Below are 14,786 nucleotides of genomic sequence, written 5' to 3'. Positions count from 1 at the left end.
CGCATGGCCGCGAAAAAACGAGGTCTGGGCCGTGGCTTGGACGCCCTGCTGGGCGGCAGTACCGTCGCTACCCTCGAAGAAGAAGCCGTCAAGGTCGATACCCGTGAGCTTCAACACCTGCCCCTGGACCTGATCCAGCGCGGCAAGTACCAGCCCCGCCGCGACATGGACCCCACCGCCCTCGAGGAACTGGCCCAGTCCATCAAGGCCCAGGGCGTCATGCAGCCCATCGTTGTGCGCCCGATCGGTGCAGGCCGTTACGAGATCATTGCGGGAGAGCGTCGCTGGCGTGCCAGTCAGCAGGCAGGGCTGGAGAAGATTCCGGCCATGGTTCGCGAGGTTCCCGACGAGGCCGCCATCGCCATGGCGCTGATCGAGAACATCCAGCGCGAAGACCTCAACCCCATCGAGGAAGCCATCGCCCTGCAGCGTCTGCAGCAGGAATTCCAGCTCACCCAGCAGCAGGTGGCGGAAGCGGTCGGCAAGTCCCGCGTCACCATCACCAACCTGCTGCGCCTGATCGGCCTGCCGGAAGAGATCAAGACCCTGCTTTCCCATGGCGACCTGGAAATGGGCCACGCTCGTGCCCTGCTCGGTCTGCCCCTGGAGCGGCAGGTGGAAGGGGCGCGACATGTTGTCGCACGAGGCCTCACCGTGCGCCAAACCGAGGCACTGGTAAGGCACTGGCTGAACACCAAGGAAAAGGCTGTCGAAGTGGTCAAGTCCGACCCGGATATCAGCCGCCTGGAACAGCGTCTGGCTGAGAAGCTAGGGGCTCCCGTGCAGATCAAGCATGGCCAGAAAGGCAAGGGCCAGCTGGTGATCCGCTACAACTCGCTCGACGAATTACAGGGCGTCCTGGCCCACATTCGCTGAAACATATGACGCTGTAGCGACGGTCGGATTTCACTACCGGGCAGTTGAATAGGGGGGGTTCGCCCCCTATACTCTGCGCGCAATTTTGTCGGCACAAAGTATGCCAAGTCGTTGATTCAAGCGGCCGACACCAGAGGATCAGCTGCGATGGATAACCGCACGCCAAACCGCTTGCCCTTCCATCGAATGCCGGTATTTCCGGTCCTGCTGGCCCAGTTGGTCGTCCTGCTGATCGCTGCTGTCGTTCTCTGGCAGTGGCGTGGCACGGTGGCTGGATACTCTGGCTTGTGCGGCGGCCTGATCGCCTGGGTGCCGAACCTGTATTTCGCCCGCAAGGCGTTCCGTTACAGCGGAGCCCGTGCAGCCCAGGCGATAGTCCGCTCTTTCTATGCGGGCGAGATGGGCAAGCTGATTCTGACGGCAGTGCTGTTTGCGCTGACGTTCGCAGGTGTGAAACCCCTGGATGCGCCGGCGGTATTCGGCGTCTTCCTGTTGACCCAGTCGGTCAGCTGGTTCGCGCCCCTGCTGATGAGAACAAGATTTTCGAAACCTTAGGGCGTTTGAGGCAAACATGGCAGAGCAAACCGCTTCGGGCTATATCCAGCATCACCTGCAGAACCTGACCTTCGGTCGTCTGCCCACCGGCGAGTGGGGTTTCGCCCACAGCGCCGAACAAGCCAAGGAAATGGGCTTCTGGGCCTTCCATCTGGACACCCTGGGCTGGTCCATCGGCCTCGGCCTGCTGTTCGTGCTCCTCTTCCGCATGGCAGCCAAGAAGGCCACCTCCGGTGTTCCCGGCGGCTTGCAGAACCTGGTTGAAGTGATGGTCGACTTCGTCGACAGCAACGTCAAAGACACCTTCCATGGCCGTAACCCGCTGATCGCCCCCCTGGCCCTGACCATCTTCGTCTGGATCTTCCTGATGAACGCCATCGACCTGATCCCGGTCGACTGGATTCCGCTGCTGGCCACCACCGTTTCCGGCAATGAGCACCTGGCCTTCCGTGCCGTTCCGACCACCGACCCGAACGCCACCCTCGGCATGGCTTTCTCGGTATTCGGCCTGATCATCTTCTACAGCATCAAGGTCAAGGGCATCGGCGGCTTCCTCGGCGAACTGACCCTGCACCCGTTCAGCAGCAAGAACATGCTCGTTCAGATTCTGCTGATCCCGGTCAACTTCCTGCTCGAGTTTGTGACCCTGGTGGCCAAGCCGATCTCCCTGGCCCTGCGTCTCTTCGGCAACATGTACGCTGGCGAACTGGTGTTCATCCTGATCGCCGTGATGTTCGGCGCCGGCATCCTGCTGCTGAGCGGCCTGGGCATCGCACTGCAGTGGGCGTGGGCTGTGTTCCACATCCTGATCATCACCCTGCAGGCCTTCATCTTCATGATGCTGACCATCGTCTACCTGTCGATGGCGCATGAGGACAACCATTAAGAACGCGCAGCGCATCCGATGACCTTCTCCCTGCAGGGGAAGGTGCCCGAAGGGCGCAAGTGGATGCGTGGTTCGTTGGAGATGGTCCCGTACCAGCCGGTACGGGGATGCTCGAAAGGGCACTAGGAACAAAACGATTTCGCTTTACCGCTTCACTTAAACCTTAACCAACACGACATAAAGTCGGGAGGAAAAATGGAAACTGTAGTAGGTCTGACCGCGATCGCCGTAGCTCTGCTGATTGGTCTGGGTGCCCTGGGTACCGCCATTGGCTTCGGTCTGCTGGGTGGCAAGTTCCTGGAAGGCGCTGCTCGCCAGCCGGAAATGGTCCCGATGCTGCAAGTTAAAATGTTCATCGTGGCCGGTCTGCTCGACGCCGTAACCATGATCGGCGTTGGTATCGCTCTGTTCTTCACCTTCGCTAACCCGTTCATTGCTCAGGTAGCCCAGTAATCCTCGTTGACCGAGGATTCGACTGACAACGAACGAGCGAGGTGTTGGCGTGAACATTAATGCAACCCTGATCGGCCAGTCCGTTGCCTTCTTCATCTTCGTACTGTTCTGCATGAAGTTCGTGTGGCCTCCGGTCATCACTGCTCTGCATGAACGTCAGAAGAAGATTGCCGACGGTCTGGACGCTGCCAACCGAGCGGCTCGTGACCTGGAGCTGGCCCATGAAAAAGTGGGTCAGCAACTGCGCGAAGCCAAAGGTCAGGCGGCAGAAATCATCGAGCAAGCCAAAAAGCGCGCTAACCAGATCGTCGACGAAGCTCGCGATCAGGCACGTGCTGAAGGCGAGCGCCTGAAGGCGCAGGCTCAGGCCGAGATCGAGCAGGAACTGAACAGCGTCAAAGACGCGCTGCGCGCCCAACTGGGTAGCCTGGCGGTCGGCGGTGCCGAGAAGATCCTGGGTGCCACTATCGATCAAAACGCGCACGCGGAGCTGGTTAACAAACTGGCTGCCGAAATCTAAGCGAGGGCGATCATGGCAGAACTGACCACGCTGGCCCGACCTTACGCCAAGGCTGCTTTCGAGTACGCCCAGGCCCATCAGCAGCTGGCCGCCTGGTCGGCCATGCTTGGCCTGGCCGCTGCGGTGTCGCAGGACGACACCATGCAGCGCGTGCTCAAAGCCCCGCGTCTGACGAGTACAGAGAAAGCCAACGCCTTCAATGAAGTGGTTGGCGACAAGTTCGACGCCCAGGCACAGAACTTCATCCATGTTGTTTCCGAAAACGGCCGCCTCGTGCTGCTGCCGGAAATCGCCGAGCTGTTCGAGCTGTACAAGGCCGAGCAGGAGAAGTCGGTAGACGTGGAAGTCGTCAGTGCCTTCGCATTGAGCGATGAACAGCAAGACAAACTCGCCAAGGTTCTCAGCGCACGGCTCAGCCGGGAAGTGCGTCTGCACGCCGCGGAAGACTCCAGCCTCATAGGCGGTGTCGTGATCCGCGCCGGCGACCTGGTTATCGATGGCTCGGTTCGCGGCAAGCTCGCGAAACTGGCCGAAGCGTTGAAATCTTGAGTTTGAAGGGGCAGCAGAGCAATGCAGCAACTCAATCCTTCCGAAATTAGTGAAATCATCAAGGGACGTATCGAGAAACTCGACGTCTCTTCCCAAGCCCGCAACGAAGGCACCATCGTCTCCGTTTCCGACGGCATCGTGCGTATCCACGGCCTGGCCGATGTGATGTACGGTGAAATGATCGAGTTCCCGGGCGGCATCTACGGCATGGCGCTGAACCTGGAGCAAGACTCCGTTGGTGCTGTGATCCTGGGTAAATACGTCGGCCTCGCCGAAGGCATGAGCGCCAAGTGCACCGGCCGCATCCTGGAAGTACCGGTAGGTCCGGAACTGCTGGGCCGCGTTGTCGACGCCCTCGGCAACCCGATCGATGGCAAAGGCCCGATCAACGCTCAAGCCACCGACGCGGTGGAAAAGGTAGCCCCGGGCGTGATCTGGCGTAAGTCGGTAGACCAGCCGGTACAGACCGGCTACAAGGCCGTCGACGCCATGATCCCGATCGGCCGTGGCCAGCGTGAGCTGATCATCGGCGACCGTCAGATCGGCAAGACCGCCCTGGCCGTTGACGCCATCATCAACCAGAAAGACAGCGGCATCCGCTGCGTCTACGTGGCTATCGGTCAGAAGCAATCGACCATCGCCAACGTGGTTCGCAAGCTGGAAGAAAACGGCGCCCTGGCCAACACCATCATCGTGGCTGCCAGTGCTTCCGAATCTCCTGCGCTGCAGTACATCGCACCGTACGCCGGCTGCACCATGGGCGAGTTCTTCCGTGATCGCGGCGAAGACGCCCTGATCATCTACGACGACCTGTCCAAGCAAGCCGTAGCCTACCGCCAGATCTCCCTGCTGCTGCGCCGTCCGCCGGGCCGCGAAGCCTATCCGGGCGACGTGTTCTATCTCCACAGCCGTCTGCTGGAACGCGCTTCCCGCGTTTCCGAAGAGTACGTAGAGAAGTTCACCAATGGCGCCGTGAAAGGCAAGACCGGTTCCCTGACCGCTCTGCCGATCATCGAAACCCAGGCTGGCGACGTTTCCGCGTTCGTTCCGACCAACGTGATCTCCATCACCGACGGTCAGATCTTCCTGGAATCCGCTCTGTTCAACTCGGGTATCCGTCCGGCCGTTAACGCCGGTATCTCGGTATCCCGTGTTGGTGGTGCGGCCCAGACCAAGATCATCAAGAAGCTGTCCGGTGGTATCCGTACCGCTCTGGCCCAGTACCGTGAACTGGCTGCGTTCGCGCAGTTCGCTTCCGATCTGGACGAAGCTACCCGCAAGCAGCTGGAACACGGTCAGCGCGTTACCGAGCTGATGAAGCAGAAGCAGTATGCGCCCATGTCCATCGCCGATATGTCGCTGAGCCTGTATGCCGCCGAGCGTGGCTTCCTGCAGGACATCGAGCTGGCCAAGATCGGCGCCTTCGAGCAGGCCCTGATTGCTTACTTCAATCGTGATCACGCCGCCCTGATGGCGAAGATCAACGAGAAGGGTGACTTCAACGACGAAATCGACGCCGGCATCAAGGCTGGTATCGAGAAGTTCAAGGCCACCCAAACCTGGTAAGCCGCAGCGGGGGGTCGCAAGACCCCCCGCCTGCTAACCCGATAGGTGTTACATGGCAGGCGCAAAAGAGATTCGCAGCAAGATTGCGAGCATCAAAAGCACGCAAAAGATCACCAGCGCCATGGAAAAGGTGGCGGTCAGCAAGATGCGCAGGGCTCAACTGCGCATGGCTGCCAGCCGCCCCTACGCGGAGCGCATCCGCCAGGTGATCGGTCATTTGGCCAACGCGAACCCGGAATACCGCCACCCGTTCATGATCGACCGCGAAGTGAAGCGCGTTGGTTATGTCGTGGTGAGCAGCGACCGCGGTCTGTGTGGCGGCTTGAACATCAACCTGTTCAAGACCCTGATCAAGAACATGGCGGGTTACCGCGAACAAGGCGTGGAGATCGACCTCTGCGTGATTGGTGGCAAGGGTGCGGCCTTCTTCCGCAACTACGGCGGTAACGTCGTTGCAGCCATCAGCCACATCGGCGAGGAACCTTCGATCAACGACCTGATCGGCAGCGTCAAGGTCATGCTCGACGCATACCTGGATGGCCGTATCGACCGCCTGTTCGTGGTTTCCAACAAGTTCGTCAACACCATGACGCAGAAGCCGACTGTGGACCAACTGGTTCCGCTGGTGGCCGATCCGGATCAAGAGTTGAAGCATCACTGGGACTACCTCTACGAACCCGACGCCAAGGAGATCCTCGAAGGTCTGCTGGTGCGCTACGTGGAATCCCAGGTGTATCAATCCGTGGTTGAGAACAACGCCTGCGAGCAGGCGGCACGGATGATCGCAATGAAGAACGCCACCGACAACGCCGGTGACCTGATCAGCAACCTCCAGCTGATCTACAACAAGGCGCGTCAGGCAGCGATCACTCAAGAGATTTCGGAAATCGTCGGCGGCGCTGCCGCGGTTTAAGACCGGTTCATATATTTAGAGGAACCAGATATGAGTAGCGGACGTATCGTTCAAATCATCGGCGCCGTTATCGACGTGGAATTCCCGCGTGATCAGGTGCCGAACGTTTACGACGCGCTGAAGGTCAGCGGCGTCGAAACCACCCTGGAAGTCCAGCAGCAGCTGGGCGACGGCGTGGTTCGTTCCATCGCCATGGGTTCGACCGAAGGCCTCAAGCGTGGCCTGGGCGTATCCAATACTGGCGCAGCCATCGCAGTTCCGGTCGGTAAAGCGACCCTGGGCCGCATCATGGACGTGCTGGGCAACCCCATCGACGAAGCCGGCCCCATCGGCGAAGAAGAGCGTTGGGTTATCCACCGCGACGCTCCGTCCTATGCGGAGCAGGCTGGCGGCAACGAGCTGCTGGAAACCGGCATCAAGGTAATCGACCTGGTCTGCCCCTTCGCCAAAGGCGGTAAGGTCGGCCTGTTCGGTGGCGCCGGTGTAGGCAAGACCGTGAACATGATGGAACTGATCCGTAACATCGCGATCGAGCACAGCGGTTACTCCGTGTTCGCCGGCGTGGGTGAGCGTACTCGTGAGGGTAACGACTTCTACCACGAGATGAAGGACTCCAACGTTCTCGACAAGGTAGCCCTGGTATACGGCCAGATGAACGAGCCGCCGGGCAACCGTCTGCGCGTTGCCCTGACCGGCCTGACCATGGCCGAGAAGTTCCGTGACGAAGGTCGCGACGTTCTGCTGTTCGTCGACAACATCTACCGTTACACCCTGGCCGGTACCGAAGTGTCCGCGCTGCTGGGTCGTATGCCGTCCGCTGTGGGTTACCAGCCGACCCTGGCCGAGGAAATGGGCGTTCTGCAAGAGCGCATCACCTCCACCAAGACCGGTTCGATTACCTCCATCCAGGCCGTATACGTTCCCGCGGACGACCTGACCGACCCGTCCCCGGCGACCACCTTCGCCCACCTGGACGCTACCGTCGTACTGTCCCGTGACATCGCCTCCCTGGGTATCTACCCGGCCGTTGACCCGCTGGACTCCACCAGCCGTCAGCTGGACCCGCTGGTGATCGGTCAGGACCACTACGAGACCGCTCGTGGTGTTCAGTACGTTCTGCAGCGTTACAAGGAACTGAAGGACATCATCGCGATCCTGGGTATGGACGAACTGTCCGAAGCGGACAAGCAGCTCGTTAACCGTGCTCGTAAGATCCAGCGCTTCCTGTCCCAGCCGTTCTTCGTGGCCGAAGTCTTCACCGGTTCCCCGGGCAAGTACGTCGCCCTGAAGGACACCATTGCTGGCTTCAAAGGCATCCTCAACGGCGACTATGACCACCTGCCCGAGCAGGCGTTCTACATGGTCGGCGGCATTGAAGAAGCCATCGAGAAAGCGAAGAAACTGTAACCCCCTGAGCGCCCGGCGACGGGCGCTTACGTGAGGCAAGCGTATGGCTATTACTGTCCATTGCGATATCGTCAGCGCCGAAGCGGAGATCTTCTCCGGTCTGGTGGAGATGGTGATTGCGCACGGCCACCTGGGCGATCTGGGTATCGCGCCGGGCCACGCCCCGCTGATCACCGACCTCAAGCCGGGCCCCATTCGCCTGGTGAAGCAGGGTGGCGAGGACGAGGTGTATTACATCTCCGGCGGTTTCCTCGAAGTCCAGCCGAACATGGTGAAGGTCCTGGCCGACACCGTGCTTCGCGCCAGTGACCTGGACGAAGCGGCTGCTCAGGAGTCCCTCAAGGCTGCTGAGAAAGCTCTGCACGACCGGGGCGCGGAGTTCGACTACTCCACCGCCTCCGCTCGACTGGCCGAGGCCGCAGCCCAGCTGCGTACCGTCCAGCAGATCCGCAAGAAGTTCGGCGGCTAACGCCCAAGGCTTCATTGCAGACAAGTTAAAGGGTAGCCTTGGCTACCCTTTTTCTTTTCCGGCATTCCGGTTTCCGCTTACCAGCCTGATTCGGTGATTCCCTCCATGTCCCTCGATATCGTCATCCTCGCCGCCGGTCAGGGCACGCGCATGCGTTCGGCCCTGCCCAAGGTCCTGCATCCGGTGGCCGGCAAGGCCATGCTTGGCCACGTCATCGATACCGCTCGCAAACTCGGGCCCCAGGGTATCCATGTGGTCATCGGCCATGGCGCCGATACCGTGCGTGAGCGGCTGGCTGCGGATGACCTGAACTTCGTCCTGCAGGCCGAACAGTTGGGGACCGGCCATGCCGTCGCCCAGGCCTTGCCGGCGCTGTCCGCCGAACGCGTACTGATCCTCTACGGCGACGTGCCGCTGATCGAAGTGGAAACCCTGCAGCGCCTGCTGGAGCAAGTGAAGGATGACCAGTTGGCTCTCCTCACCGTCGAGCTGGATGACCCCACTGGCTACGGCCGCATCGTTCGCGACGCCGCCGGCGTGGTGAAAGCCATCGTCGAGCACAAGGACGCCAGCCCCGAGCAGCGTGCCATCCGCGAAGGCAATACCGGCATCCTCGCCGTGCCCGGCAAGCGCCTGGCCGATTGGCTGGGCCGCCTGTCCAACGACAACGCCCAGGGCGAGTACTACCTCACCGACGTCATCGCCATGGCCGTGGCCGACGGCCTGGTGGTGGCCACCGAGCACCCCCACGACGCGGTGGAGGTGCAGGGCGCCAACGACCGCATCCAGCTCGCCGAGCTGGAGCGCCATTACCAGAAGCGCGCGGCCCGCAGCCTCATGACCCAGGGCGTAACCCTGCTGGACCCGGCCCGCTTCGACCTGCGCGGTGAAGTGGCCGTGGGCCGCGATGTGCTGATCGATGTGAACGTGATCCTCGAAGGCAAGGTCGTGATCGAAGACGGCGTTCAGATCGGCCCGAACTGCGTGATCAAGGACAGCATCCTGCGCCGCGGCGCCATCGTGAAAGCCAGCAGCCACCTGGAAGGCGCAGAACTGGGCGAAGGTGCCGATTGCGGTCCGTTCGCCCGCCTGCGTCCGGGCGCGGTGCTGGGCGCCAAGGCTCATGTGGGTAACTTCGTCGAACTGAAGAACGCCGTGATGGGTGAGGGCGCCAAGGCTGGCCACTTGGCCTACCTGGGTGATGCCGAGATCGGTGCGCGCACCAACATCGGCGCCGGCACCATCACCTGCAACTACGACGGCGCCAACAAATTCCGCACCGTCATGGGTGAAGACGTCTTCATCGGCTCCAACAGCTCCCTGGTGGCCCCGGTCACGCTGGGCGATGGCGCTACCACCGGCGCCGGCTCCACCATCACCCAGGACGTGCCGGCCAACACCCTGGCCGTCGGCCGCGCCAAGCAGCGCAATATCGAAGGCTGGAAGCGCCCGGTGAAGGTCAAGAAGTAAGGCTGTGGAAAACCGGGCTGTGGATAACCCATCGCCTACGCAAAAGGTGGCCCAGGCCGCCTTTTGTCGTTTTCGGGGTTGACGCCAAGGCTTCGTTAGGTTTTGATTCGCGCCACTATCTTTCGAATCGAAACTTTCGTTGATGACGAAACGCAACACGCCGCAACGCCGTCATGCCATCCTCGCCCTGCTCGAACAACAGGGCGAGGTGAGCGTCGACGAACTGGCCAAGGCCTTCGCCACCTCTGAAGTCACCATTCGCAAGGACCTCACGGCCCTGGAGAAGAATGGCCTGCTGCTGCGCCGCTATGGTGGAGCCGTGCCGATGCCCCAGGAACTGATAGGCGAAAGCAGCCAGCCAGTCTCTTCCTACAAACTGGCCATCGCCCGTGCCGCCGTTGGCTGCATCCGTGAGCACGCGCGCATCATCATCGACAGTGGCAGCACCACCGCCGCCATGATCCCGGAACTGGGCCACCGGCCCGGTCTGGTGGTGATGACCAACTCTCTGAACGTGGCCAACGCCTTGCGCGAACTGGAACACGAACCCGTTCTGCTGATGACCGGCGGTACCTGGGACCCCCATTCGGAGTCCTTCCAGGGCCAGGTGGCCGAGCAGGTGCTGCGTTCCTACGATTTCGACCAGCTGTTCATCGGTGCCGATGGCATCGACCTGCAACGGGGTACCACCACCTTCAATGAATTGCTGGGCCTTTCGCGGGTCATGGCCGAAGTGGCCCGTGAAGTGATCGTCATGGCCGAGTCCGACAAGGTCGGCCGGCGCATTCCCAACCTGGAGCTGCCCTGGAGCAGCATCCATACCCTGATTACCGATGAGCGCCTTGCCCCGGAAGCGCGCGAACTGATAGCAGCGCGCGGGGTCAAGCTGATCTGCGCGAGCCTTGATTGAGATAGGAGAACAGCCATGTGTGGCATCGTTGGCGCCGTCGCCGAACGCAACATCACCGCAATCCTGGTCGAGGGCCTGAAGCGCCTCGAATACCGTGGCTATGACAGCGCCGGCGTGGCCGTCTTCACCAACGACGGCACGCTGGAGCGCCGTCGCCGTGCCGGCAAGGTCGCCGAGTTGGAACAGGCCCTGGCGGAAGAGCCCCTGGCTGGCCGTCTGGGCATCGCCCACACCCGCTGGGCCACCCATGGCGCCCCCTGCGAGCGCAACGCCCACCCGCACTTCTCCGGCGATGAGCTGGCCGTGGTTCACAACGGCATCATCGAGAACCACGAGGCCCTGCGGGAACAACTCAAGGGCCTGGGCTACGTCTTCTCCTCGGACACCGACACCGAAGTCATCGTCCACCTGCTGCACCACAAGCTGAAGAGCCTGCCTGACCTGGGCGACGCGCTGAAATCCGCGGTCGCCGAACTGCACGGCGCCTATGGCCTCGCGGTGATCAGCGCCAGCCAGCCGGACCGCCTGCTGGCCGCCCGCAGCGGCAGCCCCCTGGTGATCGGCCTGGGCCTGGGCGAGAACTTCCTTGCCTCCGACCAGTTGGCCCTGCGCCAGGTCACCGACCGTTTCATCTACCTGGAAGAGGGCGACATCGCCGAAATCCGCCGCGACAGCGTGCAGATCTGGACCCAGGCTGGCGACGCCGTACAGCGTGAGCAGGTGCAGTACCACGAAGGTGCGGAAGCCGCCGACAAGGGTGAATACCGCCACTTCATGCTGAAAGAGATCCATGAGCAGCCCAAGGTGGTCCAACGTACCCTGGAAGGCCGCCTGGGCGCTGATCACGTGCTGGTGAACGCGTTCGGTCCGCGCGCTGCGGAGCTCTTCGCCAAGGTGCGCAACGTGCAGATCGTCGCCTGCGGCACCAGCTACCACGCCGGCATGGTTGCCCGTTACTGGCTCGAAGGTCTGGCCGGCATCCCCTGCCAGATTGAAGTGGCCAGCGAATTCCGCTACCGCAAGGTGGTAGTGCAGCCCGACACCCTGTTCCTGACCATCTCCCAGTCCGGCGAGACCGCCGACACCCTGGCTGCCCTGCGCAATGCCAAGGAACTGGGTTACCTGACCAGCCTGGCCATCTGCAACGTCGGCACCAGCTCCCTGGTGCGCGAGTCCGACCTGACCCTGCTGACCCAGGCCGGCCCGGAAATCGGCGTGGCCTCCACCAAGGCCTTCACCACCCAGCTGGTAGCGCTGATGCTGCTGACCCTGTCCCTGGGCCAGGTACGCGGCACCCTGGAAGCGGGTGTCGAAGCCTACCTGGTAGAAGAACTGCGTCGCCTGCCCACCCGCCTGGGTGAGGCCCTGGCCATGGACAAGACCGTGGAGAAGGTGGCCGAACTGTTCGCCGAGAAGCACCACACCCTGTTCCTCGGCCGTGGCGCCCAGTACCCGGTGGCGATGGAAGGCTCGCTGAAGCTCAAGGAAATTTCCTACATCCACGCCGAAGCCTATCCTGCCGGCGAGCTCAAGCACGGCCCGCTGGCCCTGGTGGACGCCGATATGCCGGTGGTCACCGTGGCACCGAACAACGAACTGGTGGAGAAGCTCAAGTCCAACCTGCAGGAAGTGCGCGCCCGTGGAGGCCAACTGATCGTCTTCGCCGACCGCGAGGCCGGTATCGAGAACGGCGAAGGCACCCACATGGTCGCCATGCCGCACATCGATGACGCGCTGGCACCGATCCTCTACACCCTCCCGCTGCAGCTGCTGTCCTACTACGTGGCGGTGCTCAAGGGCACCGACGTGGATCAGCCGCGCAACCTGGCCAAGTCGGTGACCGTGGAGTGACACGGACCGGATGAAACACGAACGGCGCCCTAGGGCGCCGTTCGTGTTTCAGGAGTCGCCGACTTGCACGTCCGTTACCTCGGCGCAAAAACGTTGAGCCGTTGTGCCAGGTTGTGGTCAAAACATTCAGGAAGGTACGTATGCTCGATTGATAGCGCTTGCGAGCACCCGGGTTGAGGAGAACTATTGAATCGATAGCCTGACAACGGCTCCGGGTGGTCTACCTTTCCAGTGTCCTTGGTAAAGGAGGAGTTCCCATGCTTGCGCAACTTCCAACGGTCCTGCGCGATCTGCAACTGCCGCTTCGGCTGCAGCTTTGGGATGGCAAGGAAGTCGATCTCGGTCCCAATCCCACCGTGACCATGACGGTGAAAGACCCCAGCCTGGTTTCCCTGCTGGGCAGGCCTAGCCTGGACAGCCTGGGCACGGCCTATGTGGAGGGTCGGCTGGACCTCGCCGGGCCCATCCTAGAAGTGATCCGGATCGGCGATGCCCTGAGCGAAGCGCTGGTCGAAGACGAGGAAGAGGCTGTCCCTGAGCGCCAGGCTCACGACAAGGCAACCGACGCTGCCGCCATCTCCTACCACTACGACCTGTCCAACGACTTCTACGCCCTGTGGCTCGACCGCGAGATGGTCTACTCCTGCGCTTACTACCCCACCGGCACCGAGGACCTGGACAGCGCCCAGCGAGCCAAGCTGCATCACCTCTGCCGCAAGCTGCGGCTGAAGCCCGGCGAGTACCTGCTGGATGTGGGGTGTGGCTGGGGCGGCCTGGCGCGGCACGCCGCCCGTGAGTACGGAGCCCGGGTATTCGGCATCACCCTGAGCCGCGAACAGCTGGCCCTGGGGCGCGAGCGGGTCAAGGCGGAGGGGCTGGAGGGCCAGGTGGAGCTTGAACTGCTGGACTACCGGGATCTGCCCCAGGATGGCCGCTTCGACAAGGTGGTCAGCGTCGGAATGCTCGAGCACGTCGGCCATGGCAACCTGCCGGTCTACTGCCAGCGCCTGTTCGGTGCCGTGCGCGAGGGCGGGTTGGTCATGAACCACGGCATCACCGCCCGGCACCCGGATGGCCGCCCTGTGGGCCGGGGCGCCGGCGATTTCATCGACCGGTATGTCTTCCCCCACGGCGAGCTGCCGCACCTCTCCACCATGATTGCCCAGCTCAGCCTGGCGGGTATGGAAGTGGTGGACGTTGAAAGCCTGCGCCTTCACTACGCACGGACCCTGGAGTTCTGGAGTGCCAACCTGGAAGCGAAGCTGGATCAGGCCGCCAGGCTGGTGCCGGAACAGGCCCTGCGCATCTGGCGGCTCTACCTGGCCGGCTGCGCCCATGCCTTCCAGAAGGGGTGGATCAACCTGCACCAGATTCTCGCCACCAAGCCCCATGGGAACGGGGCCCACGAACTGCCCTGGAGTCGCGGGGATATCTATTCCGCCGGATAGTTCCAGCGGTACTCGGCGACGGCGTCGTGCGCGTGGAGGCTCTCCGCGTGCACGACCCGCAACCTGAAACCCTCTAGCCATTCCTGACCACGCAGGGCGCTGCCCAGGCGTCGTGCCGCATCCTCGCAGAACATCAGGTTCTGACCGTTGGCCAGGGCGAAGGCCTGCTCGTCCGCGCGTTTCACCGCCGTCTGCACTGCAGTCCCCAGGGCCTGTTCCGCGAGGTCGACCAGCCGGCGCAGCGGAAGATACTCCGCCTGCCCCAGACGTACCCACAGCCGAGCGGTGCTGCGTTGGCTATGGGGCGTAGCGGTGGTGCCCTGAGTGCCCAGCCAGGCGAGCACCTGGTCCCGTTCCAGGGGGCGGTCGGCAAAGTCGTTGGCGAAGCGCTGCTGGATCAGCTGACGGGTCAGTGCGGCGGAGCAGGGGCAAGTGGAGGAATAGATCAACTCAAGCCGTAGTTCCACGTGGAACCCCCTTGGATCCTGGCGTGCAACGACCTCGAAGGGATAGGTCTTCCATCCGGACAGCGGGCTGACCAGGGCAGGGCGCTGCATTGGGAGCGCGCCACGCAGCGTCAGGCTGGCGCTGCTGGACAGACCTTGATGGCTGTCGAGGAAGCGCATCAGTACTCGCCGGAGCAATCCTCCAGACAGCTCGCAGGACTCCAGTTCCTCCAGTGCAAGGTAGAGGCGGGACATATGAATGCCGCGCGCAGTGGTGTCGTCCAGGCTGACACCCGCATCGACGCTGGCCAGGACGCGCTGGCCTTCCAGCTGTAGCGGCAGCGCGATCCCGCACATGCCGACCCAGTCCAGCGGTAGGGGCAGGGTGGTGGATTGGGTGGCGATATCCGGGAGGGAGATGGCGTTCATCGGAGGCAGGCCTTGAACTGATTGGATATTGTTATGTT

15 protein-coding genes are annotated in these 14,786 nt (G+C 62.3%); 14 read left to right on the top strand and 1 reads right to left on the bottom strand.

Going from position 1 to position 14,786, the window contains the following annotated elements:
- Window positions 1-3: 3 nt before the first annotated feature.
- The 14 genes from TQ98_RS26600 (at window position 4) to cfaB (ending at window position 13,873) form a co-directional block, all read left to right on the top strand.
- Window positions 4-876, top strand: a complete 873-nt coding sequence (locus TQ98_RS26600; RefSeq protein WP_044873330.1) for a ParB/RepB/Spo0J family partition protein — start codon at window positions 4-6, stop codon at window positions 874-876.
- A 147-nt stretch (window positions 877-1,023) separates the two neighbouring features.
- A complete protein-coding gene (locus TQ98_RS26595) occupies window positions 1,024-1,431 on the top strand; it encodes a F0F1 ATP synthase subunit I (protein WP_044873329.1) in 408 nt (135 codons plus the stop codon).
- A 16-nt stretch (window positions 1,432-1,447) separates the two neighbouring features.
- On the top strand, window positions 1,448-2,317 hold the full coding sequence (gene atpB, locus TQ98_RS26590; protein WP_044873328.1) for a F0F1 ATP synthase subunit A: 870 nt from the start codon (window positions 1,448-1,450) through the stop codon (window positions 2,315-2,317).
- A 195-nt stretch (window positions 2,318-2,512) separates the two neighbouring features.
- Window positions 2,513-2,770 (top strand): F0F1 ATP synthase subunit C, encoded by a 258-nt coding sequence (gene atpE, locus TQ98_RS26585; RefSeq protein WP_003457994.1) that lies wholly within the window; start codon window positions 2,513-2,515, stop codon window positions 2,768-2,770.
- Window positions 2,771-2,819: 49 nt separating this feature from the next.
- Window positions 2,820-3,290: a F0F1 ATP synthase subunit B gene (locus tag TQ98_RS26580; RefSeq protein ID WP_044873327.1), complete on the top strand. Its 471-nt coding sequence runs from the start codon at window positions 2,820-2,822 to the stop codon at window positions 3,288-3,290.
- A 12-nt stretch (window positions 3,291-3,302) separates the two neighbouring features.
- Window positions 3,303-3,839, top strand: coding sequence for a F0F1 ATP synthase subunit delta (locus TQ98_RS26575; RefSeq protein WP_044873326.1), 537 nt, complete (start codon window positions 3,303-3,305; stop codon window positions 3,837-3,839).
- 21 nt (window positions 3,840-3,860) lie between these two features.
- The gene (gene atpA / locus TQ98_RS26570) at window positions 3,861-5,405 is read left to right on the top strand and encodes a F0F1 ATP synthase subunit alpha (RefSeq protein WP_044873325.1); all 1,545 of its coding nucleotides are present in this window, start codon (window positions 3,861-3,863) and stop codon (window positions 5,403-5,405) included.
- A gap of 52 nt (window positions 5,406-5,457) precedes the next feature.
- Window positions 5,458-6,318 (top strand): F0F1 ATP synthase subunit gamma, encoded by an 861-nt coding sequence (atpG, locus tag TQ98_RS26565; protein ID WP_044873324.1) that lies wholly within the window; start codon window positions 5,458-5,460, stop codon window positions 6,316-6,318.
- Window positions 6,319-6,348: 30 nt separating this feature from the next.
- A complete protein-coding gene (gene atpD, locus TQ98_RS26560; RefSeq protein ID WP_044873323.1) occupies window positions 6,349-7,725 on the top strand; it encodes a F0F1 ATP synthase subunit beta in 1,377 nt (458 codons plus the stop codon).
- Between the two features lie 43 nt (window positions 7,726-7,768).
- The gene (locus tag TQ98_RS26555) at window positions 7,769-8,194 is read left to right on the top strand and encodes a F0F1 ATP synthase subunit epsilon (RefSeq protein WP_044873322.1); all 426 of its coding nucleotides are present in this window, start codon (window positions 7,769-7,771) and stop codon (window positions 8,192-8,194) included.
- A 105-nt stretch (window positions 8,195-8,299) separates the two neighbouring features.
- A complete protein-coding gene (glmU, locus tag TQ98_RS26550; RefSeq protein ID WP_044873321.1) occupies window positions 8,300-9,664 on the top strand; it encodes a bifunctional UDP-N-acetylglucosamine diphosphorylase/glucosamine-1-phosphate N-acetyltransferase GlmU in 1,365 nt (454 codons plus the stop codon).
- A gap of 139 nt (window positions 9,665-9,803) precedes the next feature.
- Window positions 9,804-10,574 (top strand): DeoR family transcriptional regulator, encoded by a 771-nt coding sequence (locus TQ98_RS26545; RefSeq protein WP_103103109.1) that lies wholly within the window; start codon window positions 9,804-9,806, stop codon window positions 10,572-10,574.
- A gap of 15 nt (window positions 10,575-10,589) precedes the next feature.
- The gene (glmS, locus tag TQ98_RS26540; protein ID WP_103103108.1) at window positions 10,590-12,425 is read left to right on the top strand and encodes a glutamine--fructose-6-phosphate transaminase (isomerizing); all 1,836 of its coding nucleotides are present in this window, start codon (window positions 10,590-10,592) and stop codon (window positions 12,423-12,425) included.
- Between the two features lie 257 nt (window positions 12,426-12,682).
- On the top strand, window positions 12,683-13,873 hold the full coding sequence (gene cfaB, locus TQ98_RS26535) for a C17 cyclopropane fatty acid synthase CfaB (RefSeq protein ID WP_044873319.1): 1,191 nt from the start codon (window positions 12,683-12,685) through the stop codon (window positions 13,871-13,873).
- Here the strand turns inward: cfaB and folE2 are convergent.
- Window positions 13,858-14,748, bottom strand: coding sequence for a GTP cyclohydrolase FolE2 (folE2, locus tag TQ98_RS26530; RefSeq protein ID WP_044873318.1), 891 nt, complete (start codon window positions 14,746-14,748; stop codon window positions 13,858-13,860). The genes cfaB and folE2 overlap by 16 nt on opposite strands.
- Window positions 14,749-14,786 lie beyond the last annotated feature (38 nt).

This window comes from Pseudomonas sp. LFM046 (assembly GCF_000949385.2).
GTDB lineage: Bacteria > Pseudomonadota > Gammaproteobacteria > Pseudomonadales > Pseudomonadaceae > Metapseudomonas.
This window is presented reverse-complemented; position numbering and strand designations above follow the sequence as displayed.

Bases quoted from the DNA above. Each gene is read 5' to 3' on its own strand.
- TQ98_RS26600 (WP_044873330.1), top strand. From the start codon at position 4: ATGGCCGCGAAAAAACGAGGTCTGGGCCGTGGCTTGGACGCCCTGCTG.
- TQ98_RS26595 (WP_044873329.1), top strand. From the start codon at position 1,024: ATGGATAACCGCACGCCAAACCGCTTGCCCTTCCATCGAATGCCGGTA.
- atpB (WP_044873328.1), top strand. From the start codon at position 1,448: ATGGCAGAGCAAACCGCTTCGGGCTATATCCAGCATCACCTGCAGAAC.
- atpE (WP_003457994.1), top strand. From the start codon at position 2,513: ATGGAAACTGTAGTAGGTCTGACCGCGATCGCCGTAGCTCTGCTGATT.
- TQ98_RS26575 (WP_044873326.1), top strand. From the start codon at position 3,303: ATGGCAGAACTGACCACGCTGGCCCGACCTTACGCCAAGGCTGCTTTC.
- atpA (WP_044873325.1), top strand. From the start codon at position 3,861: ATGCAGCAACTCAATCCTTCCGAAATTAGTGAAATCATCAAGGGACGT.
- atpG (WP_044873324.1), top strand. From the start codon at position 5,458: ATGGCAGGCGCAAAAGAGATTCGCAGCAAGATTGCGAGCATCAAAAGC.
- atpD (WP_044873323.1), top strand. From the start codon at position 6,349: ATGAGTAGCGGACGTATCGTTCAAATCATCGGCGCCGTTATCGACGTG.
- TQ98_RS26555 (WP_044873322.1), top strand. From the start codon at position 7,769: ATGGCTATTACTGTCCATTGCGATATCGTCAGCGCCGAAGCGGAGATC.
- glmU (WP_044873321.1), top strand. From the start codon at position 8,300: ATGTCCCTCGATATCGTCATCCTCGCCGCCGGTCAGGGCACGCGCATG.
- glmS (WP_103103108.1), top strand. From the start codon at position 10,590: ATGTGTGGCATCGTTGGCGCCGTCGCCGAACGCAACATCACCGCAATC.
- cfaB (WP_044873319.1), top strand. From the start codon at position 12,683: ATGCTTGCGCAACTTCCAACGGTCCTGCGCGATCTGCAACTGCCGCTT.
- folE2 (WP_044873318.1), bottom strand. From the start codon at position 14,748: ATGAACGCCATCTCCCTCCCGGATATCGCCACCCAATCCACCACCCTG.